Raw genomic sequence first — 26207 nt, forward strand, 5'->3', positions numbered from 1 at the left:
GGTGCGAGTGTTTCCAGAATGTGCCAGCAGGTAGTGACAGGCTCCTGAAGAGGCCAGGGGCCCCTCAGGAGTAAGGTTAGTCAGGAATCAGGACTTTTTGTCGTCAGCCGCTTTGTCGGTCGGATTGGCGATCAGGGCCTTGAGCTCGTCGCTCATCGGGAACATCAGGTTCAGGCCTTTTGGTGGGATCGGCGATTGAAACCACTTGTCGTAGATCTTGTTGATTTCGCCCGATTTGTAGGTAGCGACGATGGCGTCGTCCACGGCTTTCTTGAAGGGGGCATCACCCTTGCGGACCATGCAGCCGTAGATTTCGTAGGACTGGGGGGTACCGGTCACGGCCCAGTCGGTAGGCTTCTTGGCCTTGGCCATCTCACCGGCCAGCAGGGCGTCGTCCATCATGAAGGCGACGGCACGGCCCGATTCCAGCATCTGGAACGACTCGCCGTGGTCCTTGGCGGAGATCACGTTCATGCCCATCTGCTTGTCGGCGTTCATGGCCTTGAGGATACGCTCGGAGGTGGTACCGGCGGTGGTTACCACGTTCTTGCCCTTCAGGTCGGCAAAGTCCTTGTAGGTGGAGTCCTTCTTGGACAGCAGGCGGGTACCGATCTCGAAGATGCCGACCGAGAAGTCGACCTGTTGCTGGCGCTCGACGTTGTTGGTAGTGGAGCCGCACTCGACGTCCACGGTGCCGTTCTGTACCAGCGGGATACGGGTCTGGGAGGTGACCAGGTTGTACTTGACCTTGAGGTCAGGCATGTCGAGGTCTTTCTTGAGCGCTTCGACGATCTTCAGCTGGATGTCGTGGGAGTAGCCGACCGGTACGCCGGAAGCGTCAGCGATATAGGAAAACGGAATGGAAGCGTCGCGATGTCCGAGGGTGATGGTGCCGGACTCTTTGATTTTCTTCAGTGTGCCGGTGAGCTCGGCAGCGAGAACTGGAGTGCTAATCAGAGCTGCAGCGATAGCTGCGCCCAACAGCTGGGGAACGATGCGCATCAGTATTTCCTCGACATTTGTTTTTTTTATGAAGCCAGTTCGACGGCTCTTTTATACAGCGAATGCCTTGACGGCTCCTGTTGTGTTGGCACGACAGGCATTCGTCGAACAGTGTAGAGCATGAGTCGTGCCAGACCAGTAGATAACGATCAACTATTTGATTTTAAAGGGAATTAAATATTCATGACGAAACCCGCCTAGCCAGGCTATCCGGTTAACCGAACTACCCTGCAAGCAGCGTTCGGAAAACCGAACGTCCGGCATCGGCTCGCTTGAGCTCTTCGGTGCCGCGGATGTCCGCTGTACAGGTACAAAAAAGCCCCTGGACCACAAGGTGCAGGGGCTGGTTGGGCTAGAGATTCAAGCTGCCTTGATCTTGCCGCGATTGTGCTCGACTTTTTCCAGGTATTCCCGCAGTTGCTGCTGTTCCTGTTCGGTGGTGAACAGCCCCAGCTTGCTGCGGCGCCAGAGGATGTCCTCGGCCTTGAGCGCCCATTCCTCGCTGCACAGGTAGTCCACTTCGCGGCTGTAGAGGCCGCCGCCCAGGTGTTCGCCCATGTCGCCCAGGTCTTGCACGCCTTCCAGCAGGCGCCAGGTGCGGCTGCCGTAGGTGGTGGCCCAGCGCCGGGCAATCTGGCTGGGCACCCAGTCGTATTGGCTGCGGATGGCTTCGGCCAGGGCTTGCGGCGTGCTCATGTCCTCGCCGCCGGGCAGGCTGGCCTGGGCCGTCCAGCTTGGCTTGGCGTGCTTGAAGTAAGGGGCCAGCTGGGCCATGGCCGATTCCGCCAGCTTGCGGTAGGTGGTCAGCTTGCCGCCGAACACCGACAGCAGGGGCGCCTCGTCACCATTGCCGGACAGGGCCAGGGTGTAGTCACGGGTGACCGCCGACGGGTTGTCGGACTCGTCGTTGCACAGCGGACGAACCCCGGAATAAGTGTGCAGGATGTCGTCGCGGCTCAGTTGTTTCTTGAAGTGGGCGTTGACCACTTGCAGCAGGTAGTCGGTTTCCCCCTCGGTGATCGCCACCTTGGCCGGATCGCCGGTGTATTCGCGGTCGGTGGTGCCGATCAGGGTGAACTGGTCGAGGTAGGGAATGGTGAAGACGATGCGCTGGTCCTCGTTCTGCAGGATATGCGCGTGCTCGCCTTCGTACAGCTTGGGCACGATCAGGTGGCTGCCCTGGATCAGGCGGATGCCGTAGGGCGATTCCAGCTTCAGGTCGTCCTTGATGAACTTGGCGACCCAAGGACCGGCGGCATTCACCAAGGCCTTGGCGGTGATGGAGAACAGGCTGCCGTCGGCACGCTCCAGGTCCAGTTGCCACAGGCCCTTGCTACGACGGGCGCTGACGCAGCGGGTCTGGGTATGCACGTGGGCGCCATGTTCACGGGCGGACATGGCGTTGAGCACCACCAGGCGGGCGTCGTCGACCCAGCAGTCGGAATACTCGAAGCCCCGGGTGATCTGCGCTTGCAGTGCGCTGTCGGCACCGAACTTCAGGCCGCGGGAGCCGGCGAGCTTCTCGCGCTTGCCCAGGTGATCGTAGAGGAACAGGCCGGCGCGGATCATCCAGGCCGGGCGCAGGTGAGGGCGGTGCGGCAGGACGAAACGCATCGGCTTGACGATGTGCGGGGCCTTGGCCAGCAACACCTCGCGTTCGGCCAGGGCCTCGCGCACCAGGCGGAATTCGTAGTGCTCCAGGTAGCGCAGGCCACCGTGGATCAGCTTGCTGCTGGCGGAGGAGGTGTGGCTGGCCAGGTCGTCCTTTTCACAAAGGAACACGGACAGGCCGCGACCCGCCGCATCCGCGGCAATTCCAACACCATTGATCCCACCGCCAATGACGGCGATATCGTAAACCTCGGAGAGAGGGCGCGCGGGCAAGGTAGAAGTGGGCATCAGCAAGCCTCGTGTTGCTTTGATATTTGAATTCGAACATTAATGTTCATTTCCGAAAATATTAGCGGATAAGGAACGGTACATCCAGCGTGTTTCGATTGAAAAAACTGATCGGAAAACCGCTAAAGGAAAGTTTTCGAACATTACCGAGGGGTAACTGTAGCTGCTGTGCCGGTGGGCGGCGGGCACGCAGGCGCGACGATATCCAGCCTGGTGGCGGGATATCGTTCGAATGCGCGAGCGGTGCAGGGAGGGGGAGGCGGTCTCAGACCACTTCGAGGCGGATCTTGTGCTGGTTGAGCAGTTGGGTCAGGGCCGGCACCGGTTGCTGGTCGGTCACCAGGCAATCGATCAGGCTGATCGGGCCCAGGCGGATCATCGCGTTGCGGCCGAACTTGCTGGAGTCGGCGGCCAGGATCACTTGCCGGGCGTTGGCGATGATCGCCTGGGAGACCCGCACTTCCTGGTAGTCGAAGTCCAGCAGGCTGCCGTCTTCGTCGATGCCGCTGATGCCCACCAGGGCGAAATCCACCTTGAACTGGTTGATGAAGTCGACGCTGGCCTGGCCCACCACGCCGCCGTCGCGCCGGACATTGCCGCCGGTCAGCAGCACGTCGAAATCATCCTTGGCACTGAGCATCGAGGCCACGTGCAGGTTGTTGGTGATGATCTTCAGGTGGCTGTGGTTGAGCAGGGCGCGGGCGATGGATTCGGTAGTGGTGCCGATGTTGATGAACAGCGAGGCATGGTCGGGGATCTGGGCGGCAACGGCTTCGCCGATGCGTTGTTTCTCATCGCGCATCTGGTCGGCGCGCATGGCGTAGGCGGTGTTTTCTACGCTGGAGTCATAGGCCGCGCCACCGTGGTAGCGACGCAACAGGTTGGCTTCCGCCAGCTGGTTGATATCGCGGCGGATGGTCTGCGGGGTGACGACGAACAGCTGGGCCAATTCCTCGATGCTGACATAGCCGCGCTCGCGGACCAGGTCGAGGATTTGCTGCTGACGGGGAGGCAGATTCATGGGGCTTCCTTTGGGCTGCCGTGCAAAATTTGCCCATGATGCCGCAGGAATCCGCTCCCTACCAGTTGCCAGGCCGGGTGACGGCGAGTGCCGTGCCTCGAAAACCGGTCCGCACACCTCACCTGCGGCAGGTGGTGGATGCGGCTATGCCGGTTCGTTGCGCAGCCCCGCAGGTCATGGGGGCTGCCCAGGTTGCCTGGAGATGGAGTCCAGGATCTGGCTTATTTGGCCTCGTCGTGGGGTTCCCAGTCGCGGGTGCGGCTGACGGCTTTCTTCCAGCCCGCATACAGCTCTTCTTTTTCCGCTTCGGCCAGTTGTGGTTCGAATTCGCGCTCGATCACGGCCTTGCCGCGCAGTTCTTCCAGGCTGCCCCAGAAACCGCATGCCAGGCCTGCCAGGTAGGCGGCGCCCAGGGCGGTGGTTTCACGCATTTGCGGACGCTCCACCTGGGTGCCGAGAATGTCGGCCTGGAACTGCATGAGGAAGTTGTTGGCCACGGCGCCGCCGTCCACGCGCAGGGCCTTGAGGCGTTCGCCGGAGTCCTGTTGCATGGCGTCGAGTACATCGCGGGTCTGGTAGGCGATGGATTCCAGGGCGGCGCGGATGATGTGGTCCACGCGCACGCCACGGGTCAGGCCGAACAGCGCGCCACGGGCGTAGGGGTCCCAGTAGGGCGCGCCCAGGCCAGTGAAGGCCGGTACCAGGTACACGCCGTTGCTGTCCTTGACCTTGCCGGCGAAGTATTCGGTGTCGTGGGCGTCGTTGATGATCTTCAGCTCGTCACGCAGCCATTGCACGGTGGAGCCGCCGTTGAATACCGCGCCTTCCAGGGCATAGGCCACTTCGCCGCGTGGGCCGCAGGCGATGGTGGTGAGCATGCCGTGCTGGGACTTCACCGCCTTGTCGCCGGTGTTCATCAGCAGGAAGCAGCCGGTGCCGTAGGTGTTCTTGGCTTGGCCCGGCTCGACGCACATCTGGCCGAACAGCGCCGCTTGCTGGTCGCCGGCGATACCGCCGATGGCGATGCCGCTCTTGGTACGGCCGTAGATTTCCGAGGAGGACTTGACTTCCGGCAGCATCTCGCGCGGGATGTCCAGCACTTCCAGCATCTTCGCGTCCCACTCCAGGGTGTGGATGTTGAAGAGCATGGTGCGCGAGGCGTTGGTGTAGTCGGTGACGTGGGTCTTGCCGCCGGTAAATTTCCAGATCAGCCAGCTATCGATGGTGCCGAACAGCAGTTCGCCGTTGCGGGCGCGCTCGCGGCTGCCTTCGACGTTATCGAGGATCCACTTGAGCTTGGTGCCGGAGAAGTAGGGGTCGGTGACCAGGCCGGTGGTCTCGCGGATATAGTCTTCCAGGCCGTCACGCTTGAGTTGCTGGCAGATCTCGGTGCTGCGCCGGCATTGCCAGACGATGGCGTTGTAGACCGGGCGACCGGTGTTCTTGTCCCAGACCACGGTGGTTTCACGCTGGTTGGTGATACCGATGGCGGCCACCTGGTCATGGTGCAGGCCGGCTTGTGCCAGGGCCTCGACCATCACCGCGCTCTGGGTGGCGAAGATTTCCATGGGGTCATGCTCGACCCAGCCGGCTTGTGGGTAGTGCTGGGCGAACTCGCGCTGGGCGGTGCAGACCACGTTGGCGTCGCGATCGAAAATGATGGCTCGGGAGCTGGTCGTACCCTGATCGAGGGCAATGATGTAGTTCTTATTCTGAATGTCGGTCATGTCGATTGCCTTGGACGAAATAAGGGAGTGGAAACAGGCGCGGGATCGATTCGGGCAGGATCCCGCGCCAGCGGATTCAGGAAGCCTTGACCTTGCCGTCAGCGGCTGGTTCGGTTTGCGCAGCCGGCGCGGCATCGGGCAGGTGGCGGGCAATCAGGCCGCGATAGGCTGCTGCGCCGAGGCAGGCACCCAGGATCGGGGCGAAGATCGGCACCAGGAAATACGGGATATCACGGCCACCGGTGAAGGAGATTTCACCCCAGCCGGTGAAGAACGTCATCAGTTTAGGACCAAAGTCCCGCGCCGGGTTCATCGCAAAGCCGGTCAGCGGGCCCATGGCGCTGCCGATCACGGCGATCAACAGGCCGATCAGCAGCGGTGCCATGGGGCCGCGCGGCAGGCCGTTGTTGTCGTCGGTCAGGGACATGATCACGCCCATCAGGATCGCGGTGATCACCACTTCCACCAGGAAAGCCTGGGCGGTGCTCAGGGCCGGGTTGGGGAAGGTGGAGAACACCGAGGCCAGTTCCAGGCTCGCCTGGGAACCACGGACCATCTGGTGGGCTTGTTCGAAATCGAAGAACAGGTTGCTGTACAGCGTGTAAACCAACAGGGCGGCGCAGAAGGCGCCAGCGACCTGGGCCAGGATATAGAACGGCAGTTTGCGCTTTTCAAAGTCGGCGAACAGGCACAGGGCGATGCTCACGGCGGGGTTCAGGTGTGCGCCGGAAACACCGGCGGTCAGGTAGATCGCCATGCTCACGCCGATCCCCCAGATGATGCTGATTTCCCACAGGCCGAAGCTGGCGCCCGCGACCTTGAGCGCGGCGACGCAACCGGTACCGAAGAAGATCAATAGCGCGGTACCCAGGAACTCGGCGATGCATTGGCCCGATAGCGATGGTTGTTGCAGAGCAGTTGTCATTGTGAACCTCGGTTTTTGTTGTTGTCTGGCGCTGCTGCAAAAGGCATGGAGCGCGACTTCCAACGACGACGGAATCCCCATTCCGGCCTCGTCTTGCTGCTGGGTGCCAACTTGGATCTACCGCATGATATTCAGAAACGAAAAAATATAGACAAGAAACACCGCTGTCAAAGGTCGAAAGTGAACGAGTGGTCATTTTATAGATATCAGTCAAATGAATGCTTTGCGGGGGTTGTGCCAAGACTGACAGCGATGGTCGCGCGGTCGTGGTGGGGCGTTGGTTTTCAAGGCTCGGAATAGAGCCTTTTGTCGGCGAATAACCTAAAATCCGGGTGCTTTGTTTTGCCTTTCATCATTGCCCTGGAGCTGCCATGACCCCTGCACTGGACCTGCTGAAAAAAGTTCGCGCCGAACATCGCATCCACAGTTATGAACACGATCCCAAGGCGGCCTCCTACGGCCTGGAAGCGGCGGAGAAACTCAGCCTGGACCCGGCACAGGTGTTCAAGACCTTGCTGGCCAGTAGCGAAAAGGGCGAGTTGCTGGTAGCGGTGGTGCCGGTCGTGGGCAGTCTCGACCTGAAGGCCCTGGCCCATGCGGCGGGGGTGAAGAAAGCCGAGATGGCCGATCCGGCCGCTGCCCAGCGTGCCACCGGCTATTTGCTGGGGGGGATCAGCCCGCTGGGGCAGAAGAAGCGCTTGCGTACCTTCATCGACAACAGCGCACAGCCCTTTGCCAGTATCTTCGTCAGTGCCGGTCGTCGTGGTCTGGAGGTGGAGTTGTCGGCAGCGGTGCTGGCCGAGCATACCCAGGCCAAGTTCGCCGATATCGGGCGAGACTGAACCGGGAGACGTGAATGCAAGGTCGGCTGCCGTGTTGTGCGGCAGCCGGCTTTTTGCGTCAGTGGGCGTTGCTGTAGCGGCGCACGCCCGAATCGTTTGCAGCGATCTGTGCGGCGGTGCTGCCCGAGGCCTGGAACAGCACCAGGTGTTCGGCGGCCACGCGGATGCCTACATCGGCTCCGACCTGGTGGTCGGCGTGGCTCGGGAAGATCGACTCCAGCTGGCTGCCGGTGGGCAGTTGCAGGCGATAGAGGGTCGAGGCGCCGAGGAAGGTCTTGCCCACTACCCGGGCCTTGAGGGTGCTGTCCGGTGCGTGGACGATGTCGTCCGGGCGCAGCAGCACGTCCACCGCGCCGCCGGTCGGCCAGGTGTAGGCACGGTTGCCCTGCAGCATTCCCAGTTCGGTCTGCACCGACTCCGGGCTGCTCAACTGGCCACGAATGAAATAGCCCTGGCCGATGAAGCTGGCGACGTAAGGAGTCTGTGGCTCGTGGTAGAGGTTGTAGGGTGTGTCCCACTGCTCCAGTCGGCCTTCCTTGAATACCCCTACCTGGTCGCTCACGGCGAACGCTTCTTCCTGGTCGTGGGTAACCAGGATGGCGCTGGTGCCGCGGGTCTTGAGGATATCGCGCACCTCATGACTGAGCTTGCGACGCAGTTCGCCATCGAGGTTGGAGAAGGGTTCGTCGAGCAGCAGCAACTGCGGTTCGGGAGCCAGGGCGCGGGCCAGGGCCACCCGCTGTTGCTGGCCGCCGGACAGCTCGTGGGGGAAGCGCTGGCCCAGTTGCTTGAGGTTGACCAGTTCCAACAGTTCGGCGACTACCCGGTCCTTCTGCGGATGCTTGCGGATGCCGAAGGCGATGTTGTCCGCCACCGATAGGTGCGGGAACAGCGCGTAGTCCTGGAACACCATGCCGATCCGGCGTTTTTCCGGGGCCAGGGTGAAGCCAGCGCTGGAAATGGTTTCCCCGGCCAGCTGGATTTCCCCTTCGTGCACCGGTTCGAAGCCGGCGATGGCCCGCAGGGTGGTGGTCTTGCCGCAACCGGAGGAGCCCAGCAGGCAGCCGATGTCACCGGCGTTGAGGTGCAGGTTGAGATTCTGCACCACGCGCTGGTCCTGGTAGCCGCAGGCGAGATTGCGCAGGTTCAGTAGCAATGGTTGGCTCATGCGTGGTGGTACGCCGGCTCGACGAGGAACTCGAGCAGGGCCTTTTGTGCGTGGAGGCGGTTTTCCGCCTGGTCCCAAGCCACCGAACGTGGATCGTCCAGCAGGTCGAGGCTGATTTCTTCGCCGCGGTGGGCGGGCAGGCAGTGCATGAACACCACATCCGGTGCTGCCAGGTCGAGCAGGGCCCGGTTGACCTGGAACGGGGCGAACAGCTCGAGGCGCTTGGCGGTTTCCTCTTCCTGGCCCATGGAGGTCCAGACGTCGGTGCTCACCAGATGGGCGCCCTGTACCGCTTCCCGAGGGTCGCGGACGATGGTTACGCGCTCGCCGGCCTGGGCGACGAACCTTGGGTTGGGTTCATAACCTTCCGGGCAGGCGATGCGCAGTTGGAAGTCGAACTGGATGGCCGCTTCTATATAGCTGTTGCACATGTTGTTGCCGTCGCCGATCCAGGCCACGGTCTTGCCCTGGATCGAGCCGCGATGCTCGAGGAAGGTCTGCATGTCGGCCAGCAGTTGGCAGGGATGCAGGTCATCGGACAGGCCGTTGATCACCGGGACGCGGGAGTTGGCCGCGAACTCGGTCAGGGTGCTGTGGGCGAAGGTGCGGATCATCACGGCGTCGAGCATGCGCGACATGACGATGGCGCAATCGCTGATGGGTTCGCCGCGTCCCAGTTGGGTATCGCGTGGCGACAGGAAGATCGCCTGGCCGCCCAGTTGGATCATGCCGGCTTCGAAGGACAGGCGGGTACGGGTCGAGGACTTTTCGAAGATCATGCCCAGCACACGATTCTTCAAGGGCTCGAAGAGTACGCCGCGGTTACGCAGGTCCTTCAGCTCGACGCCTCGACGGATCACACTGACCAGCTCATCGGGCGTGCAATCCATCAGGGAGAGAAAGTGCCTTGCGCTCATCATTAACTACCTTTTTGCCACGGACCGCAGATTCTCTAGGCCTTGTTTTATCGAACAATAGGCTGGACCTGCGGCGGAAGCCGCACGGGGCGACGAAATGGGGAAGGCGCGATCTTATAATTAAATGTCGCGTATTACCAATAGTGCTACGGCGATCAAGGGTGTTCACAGGAGCCGGAACGCGAACGCGTCGGCATTTTCAAGATCAGTTTCCAGGCAGCAGCCGGGCATTTGTACACTGCCCCGGCACGGCTTGGCAATCGAAGGGACGCTGCCCGCGGGGCCGGGGTCGCTTTCTGACCCATGGGCCGTGGATCTGCCGGCCAGGTGAGCCTCGGTCGCCAACCTGAAACATTTCCTAATGCAAAGTGCTGGGGTTATAAAGGCGGATCAGCAGCCGGGAAGCGTGTGCGATGGAGTCCAGGGAGCAACAACTTATGACGCTGTTGGGGCTCACGGCCCGGGCCCTTACCGACATGACGGCCTCGGTGACCACATTTTCCTTCGAACTGCTGCGCAGCGATGACCAGGTGACCCGGGACGCGGCGCGCAAGATGATCGATCGGATGATGACCCTCAGTGCCGGCCTCGATGAACATTGGCGCCTGCTTGCCCAGTTGTCGGGCACTTATCCCGGACAAGGACCAGCGGAATCGAGAGTGCCGGTGTCCATGGACAGCCTGCCCAGGCTGCCGCCCAACTGAGGGTGGCGAGCATGTCCCGGGTTGATGGTCTTGGATTCATGGGACGAACATCCCTGGCGTGCCTGGTGGACTGACGCCATAGTCCTGGCTTCCGATGCCTGATCGCAGGTGTCGTCGAACAATAGAGACTGGCCATGACCAAGACTCTCCATCACCGTGCCTGCCACCTGTGCGAAGCCATCTGCGGCCTGACCCTGGAAATCACCGAAGAGCCGGGAAGCGGCCCGCGGATCACCTCGATCAAGGGCGACCCCCAGGACAGCTTCAGCCGTGGCCATATCTGCCCCAAGGCCGTGGCCCTGCAAGACATCCAGGATGATCCGGATCGCCTGCGCCATCCGGTGCGGCGGGTCGGCAATGAATGGCAGCCGATCGAATGGGATGAGGCCTTCGCCCTAGTGGCCGAGCGCCTGGCGGATATCCAGCAGCGCCATGGCAAGGATGCGGTGGCCACCTACCAGGGCAATCCCAGCGTGCATAACTATGGGCTGATGACCCATAGCAACTACTTCCTCGGCCAGCTCAAGAGCCGCAACCGTTTCTCCGCCACTTCGGTGGACCAGTTGCCCCAGCACCTGGCCAGCTACTTGATGTATGGCCACGGCCTGCTGTTGCCGATTCCCGATATCGATCACACCGACTTCATGCTGATTCTCGGCGGCAATCCCCTGGCTTCCAATGGCAGCATCATGACCGTGCCCGACGTGGAGAAGCGCCTGAAGGCGATCCAGGCCCGGGGCGGCAAGGTGGTGGTGATCGATCCACGGCGCAGCGAGACGGCGGCGATGGCCGACCAGCATCTGTTCATTCGCCCCGGGGGCGACGTGGCCTTGCTGTTCGGCCTGCTGAACAGCATTTTCTTGGACGGCCCGATGCGCGACAGTCATCTGCAGGTGGATGGATTGGCGCAGGTGCGGGAGGCGATTTCCCGTTTCACCCCGGAGGCCATGAGCCCGTTGTGCGCGATCCCGGCGCCGCAGATCCGCCAGTTGGCCAGGGAGTTCGCCAGTGCCGACAGGGCGGTCTGCTATGGACGCATGGGCGTCTCGACCCAGGCCTTCGGCACGCTGTGCCATTGGTTGCTGCAATTGCTCAACCTGGTCACCGGCAACCTCGACCGGGTGGGCGGCGCGCTGTGTACCGAGCCGGCACTGGACCTGGTGGCGGCGACCTCGGGCGGTCACTTCAATGCCTGGCAGAGCCGGGTATCCGGACTTCCCGAATACGGCGGCGAGCTGCCGGTATCAGCCTTGGCCGAAGAGATGCTCACCGAGGGCGAGGGACAGGTCCGGGCCCTGGTCACGGTGGCGGGCAACCCGGTGCTGTCCACGCCCAATGGCCGACGCCTGGAGCAGGCCCTGGACGGCCTGGAGTTCATGGTCAGCATCGATCTGTACATCAACGAAACCACCCGTTATGCGGACCTGATCCTGCCGTCCACTTCGGCGCTGGAGAATGACCACTACGACACCACGTTCAACATGTTCGCGGTGCGTAACGTCAGTCGTTTCAACCGGGCGATATTGCCCAAGCCCGAGGGGGCTTTGCACGATTGGGAAATCTTCGTCGGCCTGGCCAAGGCGTTCGCCGCGAGAACCGGCAACAGCCTCAAGCCGACCATGGCTCCGGCGCAGATGATCGACCTGGGGTTGCGTGCCGGACCTTATGGCGACGGTGCGCCGCTCAAGCTATCCCTGGCCACCCTGGACCTGCATCCCCACGGCATCGACCTGGGGCCGTTGCAGCCGAACCTGGCGCAACGCCTGAAGACCGAGAACCGACGGATCCAGGCAGCGCCAGCGGCGATCATGGCAGACCTGCAACGTTTTGCCGCACAGCCTGTACCGCAGGTGGATGAGCTGCTGCTGATCGGGCGGCGGCATGTGCGCAGCAACAATTCCTGGATGCACAATTATCATCGCCTGGTCAAAGGCAAGCCGCGCCATCAATTGCTGATGCATCCGCAAGACTTGACCCAGCGTGGCTTGCGCGATGGCCAGCGAGTACGCATCAGTTCCCGGGTTGGCACGGTGGAGGTCGAGGTACTGGCCAGCGCCGATATGATGCCGGGAGTCGTGAGCCTGCCCCACGGCTGGGGGCACGCCCGCCCGGGTGTGCAGATGGAGATCGCCAGCGGACAACCAGGCTGCAGCGCCAATGACTTGACCGATGAGCGCCATCTGGATGCATTGTCGGGGAATGCGGCGCTCAATGGCGTGCCGGTCAAGGTAGTGGCGGCCTGAGATGTCTGTCGGAGAGGCCAAGCAGCGCGCTCAGGATTCCGTTACAATGCGCCACCGTGCCGACAACAGAGTCGGAAAGTTCAGCCGAGGTGTTCCATGGATATCATCGAAACTATTAAAGAGCAGATTGCCAACAACACCATTCTGCTTTACATGAAAGGCTCGCCGAATGCCCCACAGTGTGGCTTCTCCGCGAAAGCCGCGCAGGCCGTGATGGGGTGTGGCGAGAAGTTCGCTTACGTGGACATCCTGCAGAACCCGGAAATTCGCGCCAACCTGCCCAAGTACGCCAACTGGCCAACCTTCCCGCAACTGTGGGTCGATGGTGAGCTGGTCGGTGGCAGCGACATCATGGCGGAGATGTTCGCCAACGGTGAGCTGCAGACCCTGATCAAGGCCGCTGCCGAGAAAGCAGCCGCAGCCAAGACCGAAGCCTGATCCACGTTGCCTTGCAGGAGCGAGAGCACTCGCTCCTGCGCATTGCGTGAATCTATCCACGTAATGCAAAAAGCCCCGCTTCTGGAAAGAAGCGGGGCTTTTTATTGTCGGGAATATTACGAGTTAAGTTACTCGTCACCCATTTGCGATTGCAGATAGTTCTCGATACCAACTTTATCGATCAGGCCTAGTTGGGTTTCCAGCCAGTCGATATGTTCTTCTTCGGATTCGAGAATATCTTCCAGCAGTTCACGGCTGCCGAAGTCGCCGGCCGATTCACAGTGGGCGATCGCTGCCTTGAGGTCGGCATGGCCGGTACGCTCGATGCGCAGGTCGCACTCGAGCATTTCCTTGGTGTGTTCGCCGATGTGCAGCTTGCCCAGGTCCTGGACGTTGGGCAGGCCTTCGAGGAAGAGGATGCGCTTGATCAGCTTGTCCGCATGCTTCATCTCGTCGATGGACTCGTGGTACTCGTGCTTGCCCAGCTTGTTCAGGCCCCAATCTTCGTACATGCGGGCATGCAGGAAGTACTGATTGATCGCGACCAGTTCATTGGCAAGGATTTTATTGAGATGCTGGATGACTGTAATGTCGCCTTTCATGATGGGGTCCTGCCCTTTAATTAGTTGAACATGGGCAGAGTCTGAGCCGCATATAGATTACTGTCAAACCTAAGTTATTGAATAATATATAAAAATTAATCGGAATAAGAATGTTTGTGTTCCGCGTTTTGCACCTAAGCAATTGAATTGCAGGCATAAAAAAACCGGACACTAGGTCCGGTTCTTGAGTCTGGGTGTTTAAATCAGGCGACGCTGAATTCCACAGGATAGGGAATCGCTGCTTGGGCGGTCTGCAATTCGGTCAGCGTCTCGCGGACCACCTGCTTGGCCAGGCAAGCACATTTGCCACATTGGCTGGCAACGCCGGTCGCCTGGCGCACTTCACGGTAGCTGCAGCAACCTTCGTAGATCGCTTCGCGGATTTGGCCGTCGGTGACACCGGTGCAGAGGCAGACATACATAAGATGAGAACCGTCGCTGGTTAGGGCTCAATTGCGATGGATCTTAATGTTAACGAGAATGATTGTCAAAGTGGTTTCGACAGCATTTCCTGCGATTTTCCGTCGGGGTGACGAATGGCTTTTGCTCCCGTTAATGACAGATAAGCGGTATTTTTCGCCTTGTGGGCCAGCTTGGGAAAAAACCACTAAGGACAGCTTAAAAACGCCGTGTATGATGCTCGGTTCATGCGAAGCGGGGGCAGGTCATGCAGCTGTCGTATCAAAATGACAGACTCCAGGCCGGTCCCCTTCTTCCATCAGTACGTCCACACCAGGAGATATCCAATGAGCGTTCTCGTAGGCAAACAAGCCCCTGACTTCACCGTCCCGGCCGTTCTCGGCAATGGCGAAATCGTCGACAGCTTCACCCTGTCCTCGGCCATCAAAGGCAAATACGGCCTGGTGTTCTTCTACCCGCTGGACTTCACCTTCGTCTGCCCGTCCGAGCTGATCGCCCTGGACCACCGCATGGCTGACTTCAAGGCACGCAACGTGGAAGTGATCGCCGTGTCGATCGACTCGCACTTCACCCACAACGCCTGGCGTAACACCCCGATCAATGCCGGCGGCATCGGTCAGGTTCAATACATCATGGCTGCCGACATGAAGCACGAAATCGCCAAGGCCTACGACGTAGAGTCCGAAGGCGGCGTGGCTTTCCGTGGTGCCTTCCTGATCGACGACAAGGGCGTGGTTCGCTCGCAGATCGTCAACGACCTTCCACTGGGCCGTAACATGGAAGAGCTGATCCGTCTGGTCGATGCCCTGCAATTCCACGAAGAGCACGGCGAAGTCTGCCCTGCCAACTGGAAAAAAGGCGACAAAGGCATGACCGCTTCGCCAGAAGGCGTTGCTGCCTACCTGACCGAGAACGCCGGCAAGCTGTAAGGCCTGGCATCTCGTATAAAAAAAACCGGCCTCAGGGCCGGTTTTTTTATGCAGCGGATCTTCAGTCGTCGAAGTCCTGCCAGCCGCCCATTTCCTTCCAGCGGTTGACGATGCCGCAAAACAGCTCGGCGGTCTTCTCGGTGTCGTAGCGCGCCGAGTGTGCCTCGCGACCGTCGAAGTCGATGTCTGCGCTCTGGCAGGCCTTGGCCAGTACCGTCTGACCGTACGCCAGGCCCGCCAGGGTGGCGGTGTCGAAGCTGGAGAACGGATGGAACGGGTTGCGCTTCATGTCCAGGCGCGCCACGGCGGCGTTGAGGAAGCCCAGGTCGAAGCTGCTGTTATGGCCGACCAGGATCGCGCGCTTGCAACCGTTGGCCTTCAAGGCCTTGCGCACCCCGCGGAAGATATCCGTGAGGGCGGTCTCTTCGCTGACGGCCATGCGCAGGGGGTGATCGAGCTTGATCCCGGTGAACTCCAGGGCCGCCGGCTCGATGTTCGCTCCCTCGAAAGGCTCGACCCGGAAGAAGTAGGTGTGTTCGGGGAACACGAAGCCTTTTTCGTCCATGCCGATGGTAGTGGCGGCGATTTCCAGCAGGGCGTCGGTGGCGCAGTTGAAGCCGCCGGTCTCTACGTCGACGACAACTGGCAGGTAGCCGCGAAAGCGTGCGGCCATGGGGTGGCGAGGGCCACCGCTGCCTTCTTGTTCATCGTCGAAATGTTCGTCACTCACGAGTGATCCTCCAGCAGGCGCCAGCGCAGTTTTTCCCCGGCGCGCAGCGGAATGACAGTCAGCTCGCCGAACGGCAGGCTGGCGGGGGCGGTCCATTCTTCACGAACCAGGGTGATACGGTCGGTGTTGGCCGGCAGGCCATAGAAGCGTGGGCCATTGAGGCTGGCGAAGGCTTCCAGCTTGTCCAGCGCATTGCGTTGTTCAAAGGCCTCGGCGTACAACTCGATGGCGGCAAATGCGGTATAGCAGCCGGCACAACCGCAGGCGGCTTCCTTGGCATGCTGGGCGTGAGGCGCGGAGTCGGTGCCGAGGAAGAACTTCTCGCTACCGCTGGTAGCAGCATCCAGCAGGGCGTGCTGGTGGACGTTGCGCTTGAGGATCGGCAGGCAATAGAAGTGCGGGCGAATCCCGCCTACCAGCATGTGGTTGCGGTTATAGAGCAGGTGATGCGCGGTGATGGTGGCGCCGACGTTGGCCGGGGCTTCCTTGACGAACTGCACTGCATCGGCGGTGGTGATGTGTTCGAACACCACCTTCAGTGTCGGGAAGCGTTCGACCACGCGCCGCATGTGTTCGTCGATGAAGATCTTCTCGCGGTCGAAGACATCGATGTCGCCGTGGGTCACTTCACCGTGGACCAGCAGCGGCAGGCCGACTTCGGCCATGGCTTCGAGTACCGGGAAGATCTTGTCGATGCTGGTCACCCCCGAGTCCGAGTTGGTGGTCGCGCCGGCCGGATACAGCTTGGCGGCGTGCACGAAGCCGCTGGCCTTGGCTTCGCGGATCTCGTCCGGCTGGGTACGGTCGGTGAGGTAGAGCACCATCAGCGGCTCGAAGCGGCTGCCGGCCGGGCGCGCGGCGAGGATGCGCTGGCGATAGGCGTCGGCTTGTGCGGCATTGCGCACTGGAGGCACCAGGTTGGGCATGATGATCGCGCGGCCAAAGGTGCGCGCGACATCTGCGACTGTATTGGGCAACACGGCACCATCGCGAAGATGGATATGCCAGTCGTCGGGACGCAATAGGGTCAGGCGGTCGGACATGGGAGGTTCCAGGCGGGTAAAACTAGGGGGGAATGCTACCGGAAAAGACTCTTGCAGGCACTCGCTATCAAGTTTTGCTCAGAGCGACCGATAGCCCGATGGTATGGCGTATTCACGCCTGTCGATTTTTCTGTTGTACACGTCAGTGGAGCCTCCCGTGCGCCAGCGTTATCTAGCCTTGCTCAGTGTGTTTGCCAGCCTGCCCGCGATGGCTCTCACTTTCCAGACTCGCCTGGAGAGCATTGAGTGGACGGTCGAAGGCGACAAGTTCGAATGCCGCTTGATCCAGCCGGTGACCGATTTCGGTTCTGGTGAATTCGTGCGCCGGGCCGGCGAACAAGCGATCTTCCGCCTCAAGAGTTTCAACCCGATGCAGGCCGGTGGCTCGGCGACCCTGCTCGCGGCTGCCGCACCTTGGCAGCCCGGCCGTGGCGACATCAGCCTCGGGGCGGTCAAGGCCGGCACCGATGGCGTGTTGTTCAACAGCAACCAGATGCAGGCTGGCCGCCTGATCATCGGCTTGCTGGAAGGGCGCAGCCCGGTGGTCCGTCACTACTCCCGCGAAGGCGGCGTGTCCGAGGTTCGCCTGCTACCGGTGAAGTTCAGCAAGGCCTATGGCGACTATCAGACCTGCATGACCAAGTTGCTGCCGATGAACTACGACCAGATCAAGCAGGCCGAGATCGGTTTCCCTGGAGGTGGTATCGAACTCGATGCCCGGGCCAAGGCCAAGCTGCAGGTCATGGTGGACTTCATCAAGGCCGACCCGACGGTCAATCACATTGAGCTCGATGGCCACTCGGACAACAGCGGCAATCGCCTGACCAACCGTGACCTGTCGCGGCGCCGGGCCCTGGCGGTGATGGAGTTCTTCAAGGCCAATGGCCTGGCCGAAAACCAGATCGTCGTGCGTTTCCATGGTGAACGCTATCCATTGGCACCCAATACCAATGCCGCCAACCGGGCCAAGAATCGTCGGGTCAACGTGCATCTGGAACGGGTCGCCCCCGCCGAGAAACCTGCCCCGGCGCCCCAGGCGGCCTCCGAGGCGGGAGCTGCGGCCACTTCCTGACCCGGTTTTCATCGTCGCCCGCCTGACATATTTTGTCGCCTGGGCGTCATAAGCTGTCGCCCCTCTGTAAATTATCCGCATTGACCGGTAGACTCGACGGCTTTCCGTACAACCCCGTGGAGTGATGGCATGGCGGACGTTAACAAGGTCGTTCTCGCGTATTCGGGCGGCCTGGACACTTCGGTGATCCTCAAGTGGCTGCAGGATACCTACAACTGTGAAGTAGTGACTTTCACTGCTGACCTGGGCCAGGGCGAGGAGGTCGAACCGGCCCGCGCCAAGGCACAAGCCATGGGTGTCAAAGAGATCTATATCGACGATCTGCGCGAAGAATTCGTGCGTGACTTCGTCTTCCCGATGTTCCGCGCCAATACCGTCTATGAAGGCGAGTACCTGCTGGGTACCTCCATCGCCCGTCCGCTGATCGCCAAGCGCCTGATCGAGATCGCCAACGAGACCGGCGCCGACGCCATCTCCCACGGCGCTACCGGCAAGGGCAACGACCAGGTGCGTTTCGAACTCGGCGCCTATGCCTTGAAGCCCGGCGTGAAGGTGATCGCCCCTTGGCGCGAATGGGACCTGCTGTCCCGCGAGAAGCTGATGGACTACGCCGAGAAGCACGCCATCCCGATCGAGCGCCATGGCAAGAAGAAGTCCCCGTATTCCATGGACGCCAACCTGCTGCACATCTCCTATGAAGGCGGTGTGCTGGAAGATACCTGGACCGAGCACGAAGAAGACATGTGGCGCTGGACCGTCTCCCCGGAGAAGGCCCCCAACACCCCGACCTACATCGAGCTGACCTACCGCAACGGCGACATCGTCGCCATCGATGGCGTCGAGATGAGCCCGGCCACCGTGCTGGCGACCCTGAACCGCATCGGCGGCGAGAACGGCATCGGTCGCCTGGACATCGTTGAGAACCGCTACGTAGGCATGAAGTCCCGTGGCTGCTACGAGACTCCTGGCGGCACCATCATGCTCAAGGCCCACCGTGCCATCGAGTCCATCACCCTGGACCGTGAGGTGGCGCACCTCAAGGACGAGCTGATGCCCAAGTACGCCAGCCTGATCTACACCGGTTACTGGTGGAGCCCGGAGCGCTTGATGCTGCAACAGATGATCGACGCCTCCCAGGCCAGCGTGAACGGTGTGGTACGCCTGAAGCTGTACAAGGGCAACGTCATCGTCACCGGCCGCAAGTCCGACGATTCGCTGTTCGACGCCAACATCGCCACCTTCGAAGAAGATGGCGGCGCCTATAACCAGGCGGACGCGGCAGGCTTCATCAAGCTCAATGCGTTGCGCATGCGCATCGCCGCCAACAAGGGCCGGAGCATGCTCTGAATCCCTGAGCGGTCGTGACAGGCCGCCATAGGCACACCGTCGTACCCAAAACGCCGCTGGCTCATTGTGAGACCAGCGGCGTTTTGCATGGGGCCGGCAAATGCTCGGGGACACCAGGCGGCTTGTCGGGGAAGCGGTTCCGCGTGGTACCGCCACACGGGCGGGAATAAGGTCGTTAGCGGTACCTGCCCCTGGCTACCAATAGGCCGTCGGTACAGGGTAAGGGCCAGACCCTAACTCACCGTTGCGCCTATCAAGTTCCTATTGGGAGGGACTCCAATGAAAACGCTCAGATCCTACCTGTTTCCCCTGGCCTCGACGCTGGGCCTGGCTGTGCTTTCCAGCCATGCGCTGGCGGCGGTTTATGTCTGTGGCGATGAGGAATGCAACACCTGGGATGCCATTACCGAAGTGCAGCTCGAGACCAAGTCCACCGATGGAGAAAATACGACCATTCGCCAGACCCTCAGCCTTTCGGCGAGTGAATCCATCGCCAATGGCTACAACAGCATCGCCAACACTGACCTCTACCTGAAGAAAAGTCTTTGGCACATAGGTGGCATTGAGCCGTTCAAGGGCAAGCAGCATGTAACTGCCTACGTCTATAAATCCACCGACCCCGATACCCGCCTCAAGACCTGCCACGCTTTCTCATACAAGAATCCCAAGGGGCGCTACCACGCCACTTGCGATAAATGAGGGCGAAGTGTCGTTGATCCTTGCCTGATATGAGTAGGCGATCCGGAGCCCCGCGGGGCTCCGGTTTTTTCTGCCCAGCTTTCCAGCAACCGCCGGTTGGCGAGCAGCCTGGCAGCCTGCTGGGCAGGGCCTATCATGTTCAGGGTTGGGGATCGACGAAAACCAGGGAGATCAGTATGCGGCTCAACGATGTGGAACAGAGTCTCCGGCGTGACCTGCAAGGCACGGCTTCCGACTTGCGCTGGTCGGCGGTGGAACTCAGGCGTATCGCTGAATTGCTGCGCCAGGCAGGCAATGGTGCGGATGCCGATGCGCTGGTGAGGATGTGCCAGTTGTTCCAGGATGACGAGGAGCGGCTGGTCGCATATGCGGATGAAGTAAAGGCCCACTTGATCAGTCGACGACAAACTCAATAGATGAATATTTAGATGGAAATAAGTTGTTTGGCGGTCGTTGGTTAGTTTAGGGTTTTGAGTGTTTTAAATTTTTGGAAACAATACTTGTCATGTTTTTATTAAATTTTTATTAGTACGGAAAGTAGCTTGGCTGTTGATTGGTCTTATGTGGCTTTAAAGTTTGTTGTTCGGTGTGAAAGTTATTTTGTAAGGCAATTCGGTATTGCTTGTAAGGAACGTCCTCCTACAGTCGTAGCCGCCTGATACGCAGTGCCAGCGTCAATTCTCTCGGGTATGGTGCTGGCTCTAAAAATCTCAGGACGTGGACGGACCTATGAAAAGAGTCTTGATCGTGGATGATCATCCGGTAACTCGTCTGGCCGTACGTATGTTGATGGAGCGACATGGTTTTGAAGTTATAGCGGAAACGGACAATGGCGCGGATGCATTGAAGCTGGCCGTGGAGTATGTGCCGGACATCCTGATCCTGGATATTGGACTTCCACAACTTGATGGGCTTGAAGTTATAACGCGGCTGATGTCACGGGCCATGCCGATCAAGATACTGGTGTTGACCCTGCAGACGCCCGGGCCTTTTTCCATGCGTTGCATGCAGGCCGGGGCGGCGGGTTATGTATGCAAGCAGCAGGACATTACCGAGTTGATCAGCGCGGTGCGGGCGGTACTGGCCGGCTACAGCTACTTCCCCAATGAAGCGTTGCACACTTTCCGTTCCAGCCAGGGAGTCAGCAGCGAGGAAGAAATGATCGAACTGCTGTCAGGGCGTGAGTTGGTGGTATTGAAACAACTCACCAGTGGAATGAGTAACAAGGAAATCGCCGAAGGACTATGTCTGAGCAACAAGACCATCAGTACCTACAAGCGAAGATTGCTCACCAAGCTCAATGCCCGGTCACTGGTCGACCTGATCGAGTTTGCCCAGCGGCACCGGTTGATATGAAGTTTTGCAGATTGCAAGGACTGTAGCGGGCGGGATGATCCCTGAATACTGCGAACGCCTGGTCGGCCTCTAAGGCCGACCGTGGGAGCAGGAGAAACCAGTAACGAGAAAACCTCCAGTCGGAGGTTTTCTCGTTACTAAAGATCGAAATCGTAATCGGCCAGCTGCTTTTGCAGGCGCCGTTCTTCCAGGAGATTGTCGATGGTGCGGCGCTTGCTCAGGTTGGTCTTCGCCACCTCCACCACAGGTTCGGCATCGTCTGTTTCAGCCGCGGTGAAATCGTCTTCTACGTCCAGTTGTTCTTTGCCAGTGCTCATAAGGTCGACTCCAGGCTAGGACTGCCATTGGCGCTCCTTATATCGATATTCTCCTGGCGGGTAAAAAAGATTTTTTCAATCGAGTCATGAAGAAAATCAATGCTCGATCAATCATCGGAAGTCTTTTGCTTGTATTCGCACAGGTCTTCGATCCGACAACTTCCGCAACGTGGCTTGCGGGCCAGGCAAACATATCGACCGTGCAGGATCAGCCAGTGGTGGGAGTCCAGCAGGTACTCCTTGGGCACGAACTTCATCAACTTGTTTTCCACTTCCACCACGTTCTTGCCTGGCGCCAGCCCGGTGCGATTGCTGACCCGGAAGATGTGGGTATCCACGGCCATGGTCAATTGGCGAAAAGCCGTGTTGAGGACCACGTTGGCGGTCTTGCGACCAACGCCCGGCAGGGCTTCGAGTTCTTCCCGGGTCTGCGGTACCTCGCCGCCATGGCGTTCCACCAGTAGGCGGCAGGTTTCGATGACGTTCTTGGCCTTGCTGTTGTACAGGCCGATGGTCTTGATGTACTCCGACAGCCCATCGACCCCGAGGGCATGGATGGCTGCAGGGGTGTTGGCCACGGGAAACAGCTTGGCAGTCGCCTTGTTGACCCCGACGTCGGTCGATTGCGCCGAAAGGATCACGGCGATCAGCAGTTCGAATGCCGAGGAGTAGGCCAGTTCGGTCTTCGGTTCGGGGTTGTCCTCATGGAGCCGGCGAAATATTTCCAGGCGTTTGGCTGCATTCATGGGTGATTCATGTCCTCGAAGGCGATCGGTAGAGGGTCCAGGCCCGGGTGGCGGCCAGCAACAGGCCCAGCAGGATAAAACCGCCCGGGGCGAGAGTCAGCAGGTGCAAGCCGCCATTGGCCACTATCCAACCGCTCCCGGTATCGGTCATGCCGATGAGCCAGCCCAGGTGGCTACCCAGGGACCCGGTGCCCAGCAGTTCGCGCAGGGCGCCCAGCAGGCTCAGGGCGGCACAAAAAGCCAGGGCCAGGCGTAGCCGGTCGGCATGCTGGAAAAATCCCACCTGTTCCAGTGCTATGCACTGCAAGGGCAGCAGCGCCAGGTACAGGCCCAGTTGCTGGTGCAACTCCAGGCTCCAGGCCTGCGCGGCCAGCCACAGGCAACTGCCAAGGCCGGCGGCCAGCAACAAGCTGGCCAGCAGGCGCGGGCCACCGGCCTGCAGATGCGGGCGTAGCGAGCGCATGCCGAGACCGAAAGCCGTCGCCAGCAAGCCAAAGCCCAGGGTCATGCCCAGGGCCTTGACCCAGGAATCGGTCGCCCCGATCAGTGCCGGCAGCATCAACAGCCCGGGCAGCGCCAGCGGCTTATTCATGGTCGGCTCCCTCGAGCAGGGTGGCGCGGTGTTCGTCAAAGTAACGCAGGGCATCGTGCAGGGCGCTGATCACTGCACGGGAGGTGATGGTGGCGCCGGCGATCTGGTCGAACTGGCCCTGGTCCTTCTTCAGTGCCCAGCCTGCGTCACCGGGATCGTTGCGGGACTTGCCGGAAAACCCGGCCAGCCAAGGGTTGGGTTGATCGCCGATGTGGGAGCCCAGGCCCGGCGTCTCCTCCTGCCTGAGGGCCTTGCTGCCCAGCAGGCGGCCCTGATTGTCGATGGCGATCAGCAGCTCGATGGGGCCGGCATACCCCGTAACCTGGCTGCGCAGCAGCAGGGCGCTGGGCAGGCCATTGCGGGTGGCCAGGTAGCCCTCGAGCAGGCGGCTGTTGGCCAGCTGCGTGGCAGGTAGTGGCACTGGCCGATCCAGGGGCTGGTTGTCATAGCTGTCCGTTGGCAGCAGGTCCAGCAGCTTGCGCGCTTGCAGGGCTCTTTGCTCGGCTTCGATCCGCGGGGCGCTGGCATGTTGCAACCACAGCGTGGCACCGATGCCCAGGATGCCAAGGGCCGCCAGCAACAACAGGCTGCGTGGAGGCTTCATGGTCGGCTCCCGGCTGGTTCGCGGGCGCAATGGCGTTCCAGGGCGGGCACCGCCAGGTTCATCAGCAGCACGGCGAAGGCCAGGCCGTCAGGGTAGCTGCCCCAGGTACGGATCAGGTAGGTCAGCAGGCCGACCCCGACCCCGAACAGCAAGCGTGCCCTGGCTGCTTTGGGACCTGATACCGGTTCGGTGACGATGAAGAAGGCGCCGAGCATGCTGGCCCCGGTGAGCAGGTGGAACAGCGGCGAGCCGTGGGAGTCGGAGCCTGTACCGTTCCAGCACAGCAGGCTGATGAGCAGCAGGCTGCCGAGCATGCCAACAGGGGCATGCCAGCTGATGACTCGCTGTTGCAGCAGCAGCAATCCGCCGGCCAGGAAGCCCAGGTTGACCCATTCGACGCCGCGACCAGCGAAATGACCGAAGGCCGGGCTGGCGGCGAACAACTCGTCGATGGTCAGGCTCTTGTTGATGCGCAGGCTGTCCAGCGCAGTGGCCTGGGCCCAGGCATCGGGACGCGAACCGTCCAGGCCGAAGACCAGTTGCAGGCCGTCCAGCAAGCCCATGGCCTGGGGGGCAGGCCAATGGGTCATCGACTGCGGGAAGCACAGCAGGGCCAGGGCATAGCCGAGCATGGCCGGGTTGAAGGGGTTCTGCCCGACGCCGCCATACAGGTGCTTGCCCAGGAGCATGGCGCTGGCAGCGGCGCTTGGAGCCAGCCACCAGGGGCAGTAGGCCGGCAGGGCCAAGGCCAGCAGAGTGGCGCTGACCAGGGCGCTACCATCGCTGAGGGACGCCAGCAGCGGGCGCTTGCGCAGGCGCAATACCAGGGCCTCCATGGCCAGTGCGGCACCAGCGGCCAGCAGCAGATTCAACAGCACTCCCCAGCCATACAGCCACAGCAGTACCAGCAGCCCTGGCAGAATGGCCAGCAGCACTCGCTGCATGGCCTGGCGCAGGCGTGGATCGGCGCCCTCAGCCAGCGGCATGGGCATCCACCTGGCGTTCGACTTCACTCAGGCGTGCCTGGGCCTGGGTCAATTGTTCGGCACTGCTGCCTGCCTGGCGTTGCAACTTGTGCAGCTCGGCCCGGGCATAGGCCAGCTCGGTCTTCAGGCGGCGCAGTTGCGGGTCGATTGGCCGCTTCTCGGTGCGGGTGAGCACCGGTGCCGGCTTGGCACTGGCATCCTCGGCGGCATGCAGGTCCTGTTCGGCAGCCGCCAGGGCTGCGTCCAGCGCCTCCAGTTCAGCCTGTGGAGCACCTGCGGCCTGGGCTTTTTTCAGTTCGGCGCGGCGTGTGGCCAGCTGGATCTTGGCGCGCTTGAGATTGGCATCCTTGGGCGTCGCCACTGGTGGCGTGGCTGGGGTTTGGGCTTCCAGGCGAGCCAGGGCCTGCTCGGCGGCTTCGAACTGACGCTGCAGGACGATCAGTTGCGACTGTTGCTCGAAGGTGGGCGGATGACCGAAGGCCTTGAGGGACTTGTTCAACTGGGTCCGGCTCATGGCCAATTCGATCTTGGCTTTTTTCAGCGCGGCATCGGCAGCCGCGGCCTTCTGCGCACGAACTCGTTCGATCGCCGCCTGGACCGGGTTGTCGCCGCTCGCGCCAGGTTGGGCAGCCTTTTGCGCCCGGGCCTGGCGTTCGGCCAGGCGTCGGGTTTCCTCACGCTGCAGGCGTTGGTTGCGTTGTTCGAAGCGGCGCCTGGCGTGCTCGCGCTTGCTGCTGCGGGCCTGCAATTGCTCGGGGCTGCCGGCCAGGCCGCCGACAATCGGTACCACCTGGCCCAGGGCCAGGGGCAGCATGTCGATGCAATCCACCGGGCAGGGCGCCACGCACAAATCGCAACCGGTGCATTCATCGACCAGCACGGTGTGCATCAGCTTGGCCGCGCCGACGATGGCGTCCACCGGGCAGGCCTGGATGCACTTGGTGCAGCCGATGCACTCGGCTTCGCGGATGTAGGCCACCTGGGCCGGGGCTTCGCCGCGGCTGCGATCCAGTTCGATGACCGGCAATTGCAGTAGCCGGGCCAGGCCGGCGATGGTTTCCTCGCCGCCGGGTGGGCACTTGTTGATGGCCTCGCCCTTGGCGATGCCTTCGGCGTAGGGTTTGCATCCGCCATGGCCGCACTTGCCACATTGGGTTTGCGGCAAGAGGGCATCGATGCGTTGAATCAGACTCATGGTTTGACCATTCCGTTGAAGCCCAGGAACGCCACTGCCAGCAGGCCGGCGCCGATCAAGTCGAGGGGCAGGCCCCGCCAGGGCAGGGGAACATCGTTGTTGCAGACGCGCTGGCGCAGGTCGCTGAACAAGCCAAGTACCAGCCAGAAACCCAGGCCGGCTCCCAGGGCCATGGCGCCGAGGGTCGCCAGCCCCAGATCATCGCGGCTGCCCGCCAGCAACAGGCCAATCACGCCGGCATTGCCCAGGAGCAACAGCCAGAGACCGTCGAACGGCCAGCCGGGCAGGATCCGCGCCAGCAAGCCCAGCAGCGGCTGGATCAGCAGCACGTTCAGGGACAGCCAGAAGAACAGTTGCAGCGATGCCAGCCCCCAAGGCTCGAGCAGGCCACGATAGAGCAGCTGGCCCAGCACGCTGCTGACCAGCATCAAGACCGTGGTGGCCAGGCCCAGGGCGTGGACCTGCCGCCTGTCGCCAGCCTGGGACTGCAACAGCGGATCGACGCCCAGCGGCCACTGCAACACGAAGTTGTTGACCAGGGCGGTGCTGATGAGAGCGAGCAGGAAGTGGGTCATGGTCGATGCCGGTGCAAGCAGGCTGTCCCTCAAGAGTAGGCAAACTCCACGCGCGCGCGTGACTGCCCAGATATGCAAATCCCCCCGTTGCGCCGGTGGGCAACGGGG

General features: G+C 61.3%; 28 protein-coding genes. 10 read left to right on the forward strand and 18 right to left on the reverse strand.

Annotation, left to right across the window (positions count from 1 at the left end):
• Positions 1-87: 87 nt before the first annotated feature.
• The 5 genes from CAG11_RS04955 to CAG11_RS04975 all read right to left on the reverse strand — a co-directional run bounded on the left by CAG11_RS04955 (position 88) and on the right by CAG11_RS04975 (position 6574).
• Positions 88-1002: a glutamate/aspartate ABC transporter substrate-binding protein gene (locus CAG11_RS04955; RefSeq protein ID WP_022640627.1), complete on the reverse strand. Its 915-nt coding sequence runs from the start codon at positions 1000-1002 to the stop codon at positions 88-90.
• A gap of 360 nt (positions 1003-1362) precedes the next feature.
• Positions 1363-2901, reverse strand: a complete 1539-nt coding sequence (gene glpD, locus CAG11_RS04960) for a glycerol-3-phosphate dehydrogenase (RefSeq protein ID WP_085595111.1) — start codon at positions 2899-2901, stop codon at positions 1363-1365.
• Positions 2902-3166: 265 nt separating this feature from the next.
• Positions 3167-3922, reverse strand: coding sequence for a DeoR/GlpR family transcriptional regulator (locus CAG11_RS04965; RefSeq protein ID WP_011063123.1), 756 nt, complete (start codon positions 3920-3922; stop codon positions 3167-3169).
• A gap of 221 nt (positions 3923-4143) precedes the next feature.
• Complete coding sequence (gene glpK / locus CAG11_RS04970; RefSeq protein WP_022640625.1) at positions 4144-5649, reverse strand: glycerol kinase GlpK; 1506 nt, start codon at positions 5647-5649, stop codon at positions 4144-4146.
• A 76-nt stretch (positions 5650-5725) separates the two neighbouring features.
• Positions 5726-6574, reverse strand: a complete 849-nt coding sequence (locus tag CAG11_RS04975) for an MIP/aquaporin family protein (RefSeq protein ID WP_031320417.1) — start codon at positions 6572-6574, stop codon at positions 5726-5728.
• A gap of 371 nt (positions 6575-6945) precedes the next feature.
• On the opposite strand from CAG11_RS04975, the gene ybaK reads away from it, so the two are divergent.
• Positions 6946-7416, forward strand: coding sequence for a Cys-tRNA(Pro) deacylase (gene ybaK / locus CAG11_RS04980; protein WP_022640623.1), 471 nt, complete (start codon positions 6946-6948; stop codon positions 7414-7416).
• 58 nt (positions 7417-7474) lie between these two features.
• Here ybaK and CAG11_RS04985 read toward each other — a convergent pair whose 3' ends face one another.
• Positions 7475-8584, reverse strand: coding sequence for an ABC transporter ATP-binding protein (locus tag CAG11_RS04985; protein WP_031320416.1), 1110 nt, complete (start codon positions 8582-8584; stop codon positions 7475-7477).
• Entirely contained in the window at positions 8581-9501 is a 921-nt protein-coding gene (gene argF, locus CAG11_RS04990) for an ornithine carbamoyltransferase (protein ID WP_031320415.1), read from the reverse strand. Before argF ends, CAG11_RS04985 begins: the two co-directional genes overlap by 4 nt.
• Before the next feature lie 413 nt (positions 9502-9914).
• On the opposite strand from argF, the gene CAG11_RS04995 reads away from it, so the two are divergent.
• From CAG11_RS04995 to grxD, 3 genes are all read left to right on the forward strand, one after another.
• Entirely contained in the window at positions 9915-10205 is a 291-nt protein-coding gene (locus CAG11_RS04995; RefSeq protein ID WP_085595113.1) for a hypothetical protein, read from the forward strand.
• A gap of 134 nt (positions 10206-10339) precedes the next feature.
• Positions 10340-12448, forward strand: a complete 2109-nt coding sequence (locus CAG11_RS05000) for a molybdopterin oxidoreductase family protein (protein ID WP_085595115.1) — start codon at positions 10340-10342, stop codon at positions 12446-12448.
• A gap of 96 nt (positions 12449-12544) precedes the next feature.
• Complete coding sequence (gene grxD, locus CAG11_RS05005; protein ID WP_022640619.1) at positions 12545-12886, forward strand: Grx4 family monothiol glutaredoxin; 342 nt, start codon at positions 12545-12547, stop codon at positions 12884-12886.
• Positions 12887-13014: 128 nt separating this feature from the next.
• On the opposite strand, the gene bfr is transcribed toward grxD, so the two are convergent.
• Complete coding sequence (gene bfr, locus CAG11_RS05010; protein WP_022640618.1) at positions 13015-13488, reverse strand: bacterioferritin; 474 nt, start codon at positions 13486-13488, stop codon at positions 13015-13017.
• 203 nt (positions 13489-13691) lie between these two features.
• Positions 13692-13910: a bacterioferritin-associated ferredoxin gene (locus CAG11_RS05015; protein WP_022640617.1), complete on the reverse strand. Its 219-nt coding sequence runs from the start codon at positions 13908-13910 to the stop codon at positions 13692-13694.
• 324 nt (positions 13911-14234) lie between these two features.
• On the opposite strand from CAG11_RS05015, the gene CAG11_RS05020 reads away from it, so the two are divergent.
• Complete coding sequence (locus CAG11_RS05020; RefSeq protein WP_022640616.1) at positions 14235-14837, forward strand: peroxiredoxin; 603 nt, start codon at positions 14235-14237, stop codon at positions 14835-14837.
• Positions 14838-14898: 61 nt separating this feature from the next.
• Here CAG11_RS05020 and rnt read toward each other — a convergent pair whose 3' ends face one another.
• Positions 14899-15567, reverse strand: coding sequence for a ribonuclease T (gene rnt, locus CAG11_RS05025; RefSeq protein ID WP_022640615.1), 669 nt, complete (start codon positions 15565-15567; stop codon positions 14899-14901).
• Positions 15564-16610 (reverse strand): dihydroorotase, encoded by a 1047-nt coding sequence (pyrC, locus tag CAG11_RS05030; protein ID WP_053131679.1) that lies wholly within the window; start codon positions 16608-16610, stop codon positions 15564-15566. Before pyrC ends, rnt begins: the two co-directional genes overlap by 4 nt.
• A gap of 157 nt (positions 16611-16767) precedes the next feature.
• Here pyrC and CAG11_RS05035 point away from each other — a divergent pair, with 157 nt between their 5' ends.
• The 5 genes from CAG11_RS05035 (at position 16768) to CAG11_RS05055 (ending at position 21084) form a co-directional block, all read left to right on the forward strand.
• Positions 16768-17682: an OmpA family protein gene (locus CAG11_RS05035; RefSeq protein WP_085595117.1), complete on the forward strand. Its 915-nt coding sequence runs from the start codon at positions 16768-16770 to the stop codon at positions 17680-17682.
• A gap of 129 nt (positions 17683-17811) precedes the next feature.
• Positions 17812-19029 (forward strand): argininosuccinate synthase, encoded by a 1218-nt coding sequence (locus CAG11_RS05040; RefSeq protein WP_022640612.1) that lies wholly within the window; start codon positions 17812-17814, stop codon positions 19027-19029.
• A gap of 279 nt (positions 19030-19308) precedes the next feature.
• Positions 19309-19728 (forward strand): hypothetical protein, encoded by a 420-nt coding sequence (locus tag CAG11_RS05045; RefSeq protein WP_085595119.1) that lies wholly within the window; start codon positions 19309-19311, stop codon positions 19726-19728.
• Between the two features lie 176 nt (positions 19729-19904).
• On the forward strand, positions 19905-20144 hold the full coding sequence (locus CAG11_RS05050; RefSeq protein WP_085595272.1) for a hypothetical protein: 240 nt from the start codon (positions 19905-19907) through the stop codon (positions 20142-20144).
• A 313-nt stretch (positions 20145-20457) separates the two neighbouring features.
• On the forward strand, positions 20458-21084 hold the full coding sequence (locus CAG11_RS05055) for a response regulator transcription factor (protein ID WP_053131674.1): 627 nt from the start codon (positions 20458-20460) through the stop codon (positions 21082-21084).
• 137 nt (positions 21085-21221) lie between these two features.
• On the opposite strand, the gene CAG11_RS05060 is transcribed toward CAG11_RS05055, so the two are convergent.
• The 7 genes from CAG11_RS05060 to CAG11_RS05090 all read right to left on the reverse strand — a co-directional run bounded on the left by CAG11_RS05060 (position 21222) and on the right by CAG11_RS05090 (position 26099).
• The gene (locus tag CAG11_RS05060; RefSeq protein ID WP_022640608.1) at positions 21222-21401 is read right to left on the reverse strand and encodes a PA3496 family putative envelope integrity protein; all 180 of its coding nucleotides are present in this window, start codon (positions 21399-21401) and stop codon (positions 21222-21224) included.
• A 107-nt stretch (positions 21402-21508) separates the two neighbouring features.
• Positions 21509-22147 (reverse strand): endonuclease III, encoded by a 639-nt coding sequence (nth, locus tag CAG11_RS05065; protein WP_022640607.1) that lies wholly within the window; start codon positions 22145-22147, stop codon positions 21509-21511.
• A 7-nt stretch (positions 22148-22154) separates the two neighbouring features.
• Complete coding sequence (locus CAG11_RS05070) at positions 22155-22739, reverse strand: Rnf-Nqr domain containing protein (RefSeq protein WP_085595121.1); 585 nt, start codon at positions 22737-22739, stop codon at positions 22155-22157.
• Complete coding sequence (locus CAG11_RS05075) at positions 22732-23343, reverse strand: RnfABCDGE type electron transport complex subunit G (protein ID WP_085595123.1); 612 nt, start codon at positions 23341-23343, stop codon at positions 22732-22734. The genes CAG11_RS05070 and CAG11_RS05075 overlap by 8 nt, the downstream gene beginning before the upstream one ends.
• Entirely contained in the window at positions 23340-24329 is a 990-nt protein-coding gene (locus CAG11_RS05080; RefSeq protein ID WP_085595125.1) for an RnfABCDGE type electron transport complex subunit D, read from the reverse strand. The genes CAG11_RS05075 and CAG11_RS05080 overlap by 4 nt, the downstream gene beginning before the upstream one ends.
• A complete protein-coding gene (rsxB, locus tag CAG11_RS05085; RefSeq protein ID WP_085595128.1) occupies positions 24316-25524 on the reverse strand; it encodes an electron transport complex subunit RsxB in 1209 nt (402 codons plus the stop codon). The genes CAG11_RS05080 and rsxB overlap by 14 nt, the downstream gene beginning before the upstream one ends.
• Positions 25521-26099, reverse strand: a complete 579-nt coding sequence (locus CAG11_RS05090) for an Rnf-Nqr domain containing protein (RefSeq protein WP_085595130.1) — start codon at positions 26097-26099, stop codon at positions 25521-25523. The genes rsxB and CAG11_RS05090 overlap by 4 nt, the downstream gene beginning before the upstream one ends.
• Between the last annotated feature and the right edge of the window lie 108 nt (positions 26100-26207).

Source organism: Pseudomonas sp. B6(2017) (assembly GCF_002112765.1).
Taxonomy (GTDB): Bacteria; Pseudomonadota; Gammaproteobacteria; order Pseudomonadales; family Pseudomonadaceae; genus Aquipseudomonas; species Aquipseudomonas piscis.

What these genes read in the sequence shown, in the direction of transcription:
- glpK (WP_022640625.1), bottom strand. Translation starts at nt 5,649, where the DNA reads ATGACCGACATTCAGAATAAGAACTACATCATTGCCCTCGATCAGGGT.
- CAG11_RS05070 (WP_085595121.1), bottom strand. Translation starts at nt 22,739, where the DNA reads ATGAATAAGCCGCTGGCGCTGCCCGGGCTGTTGATGCTGCCGGCACTG.
- CAG11_RS05090 (WP_085595130.1), bottom strand. Translation starts at nt 26,099, where the DNA reads ATGACCCACTTCCTGCTCGCTCTCATCAGCACCGCCCTGGTCAACAAC.
- nth (WP_022640607.1), bottom strand. Translation starts at nt 22,147, where the DNA reads ATGAATGCAGCCAAACGCCTGGAAATATTTCGCCGGCTCCATGAGGAC.
- CAG11_RS04955 (WP_022640627.1), bottom strand. Translation starts at nt 1,002, where the DNA reads ATGCGCATCGTTCCCCAGCTGTTGGGCGCAGCTATCGCTGCAGCTCTG.
- CAG11_RS04965 (WP_011063123.1), bottom strand. Translation starts at nt 3,922, where the DNA reads ATGAATCTGCCTCCCCGTCAGCAGCAAATCCTCGACCTGGTCCGCGAG.
- CAG11_RS05055 (WP_053131674.1), top strand. Translation starts at nt 20,458, where the DNA reads ATGAAAAGAGTCTTGATCGTGGATGATCATCCGGTAACTCGTCTGGCC.
- grxD (WP_022640619.1), top strand. Translation starts at nt 12,545, where the DNA reads ATGGATATCATCGAAACTATTAAAGAGCAGATTGCCAACAACACCATT.
- CAG11_RS05040 (WP_022640612.1), top strand. Translation starts at nt 17,812, where the DNA reads ATGGCGGACGTTAACAAGGTCGTTCTCGCGTATTCGGGCGGCCTGGAC.
- CAG11_RS05020 (WP_022640616.1), top strand. Translation starts at nt 14,235, where the DNA reads ATGAGCGTTCTCGTAGGCAAACAAGCCCCTGACTTCACCGTCCCGGCC.
- pyrC (WP_053131679.1), bottom strand. Translation starts at nt 16,610, where the DNA reads ATGTCCGACCGCCTGACCCTATTGCGTCCCGACGACTGGCATATCCAT.
- rsxB (WP_085595128.1), bottom strand. Translation starts at nt 25,524, where the DNA reads ATGAGTCTGATTCAACGCATCGATGCCCTCTTGCCGCAAACCCAATGT.
- CAG11_RS05080 (WP_085595125.1), bottom strand. Translation starts at nt 24,329, where the DNA reads ATGCCGCTGGCTGAGGGCGCCGATCCACGCCTGCGCCAGGCCATGCAG.
- CAG11_RS05000 (WP_085595115.1), top strand. Translation starts at nt 10,340, where the DNA reads ATGACCAAGACTCTCCATCACCGTGCCTGCCACCTGTGCGAAGCCATC.
- glpD (WP_085595111.1), bottom strand. Translation starts at nt 2,901, where the DNA reads ATGCCCACTTCTACCTTGCCCGCGCGCCCTCTCTCCGAGGTTTACGAT.
- ybaK (WP_022640623.1), top strand. Translation starts at nt 6,946, where the DNA reads ATGACCCCTGCACTGGACCTGCTGAAAAAAGTTCGCGCCGAACATCGC.
- bfr (WP_022640618.1), bottom strand. Translation starts at nt 13,488, where the DNA reads ATGAAAGGCGACATTACAGTCATCCAGCATCTCAATAAAATCCTTGCC.
- CAG11_RS05045 (WP_085595119.1), top strand. Translation starts at nt 19,309, where the DNA reads ATGAAAACGCTCAGATCCTACCTGTTTCCCCTGGCCTCGACGCTGGGC.
- CAG11_RS05050 (WP_085595272.1), top strand. Translation starts at nt 19,905, where the DNA reads ATGCGGCTCAACGATGTGGAACAGAGTCTCCGGCGTGACCTGCAAGGC.
- CAG11_RS04985 (WP_031320416.1), bottom strand. Translation starts at nt 8,584, where the DNA reads ATGAGCCAACCATTGCTACTGAACCTGCGCAATCTCGCCTGCGGCTAC.
- CAG11_RS05015 (WP_022640617.1), bottom strand. Translation starts at nt 13,910, where the DNA reads ATGTATGTCTGCCTCTGCACCGGTGTCACCGACGGCCAAATCCGCGAA.
- argF (WP_031320415.1), bottom strand. Translation starts at nt 9,501, where the DNA reads ATGAGCGCAAGGCACTTTCTCTCCCTGATGGATTGCACGCCCGATGAG.
- CAG11_RS05075 (WP_085595123.1), bottom strand. Translation starts at nt 23,343, where the DNA reads ATGAAGCCTCCACGCAGCCTGTTGTTGCTGGCGGCCCTTGGCATCCTG.
- CAG11_RS04975 (WP_031320417.1), bottom strand. Translation starts at nt 6,574, where the DNA reads ATGACAACTGCTCTGCAACAACCATCGCTATCGGGCCAATGCATCGCC.
- CAG11_RS04995 (WP_085595113.1), top strand. Translation starts at nt 9,915, where the DNA reads ATGGAGTCCAGGGAGCAACAACTTATGACGCTGTTGGGGCTCACGGCC.
- CAG11_RS05060 (WP_022640608.1), bottom strand. Translation starts at nt 21,401, where the DNA reads ATGAGCACTGGCAAAGAACAACTGGACGTAGAAGACGATTTCACCGCG.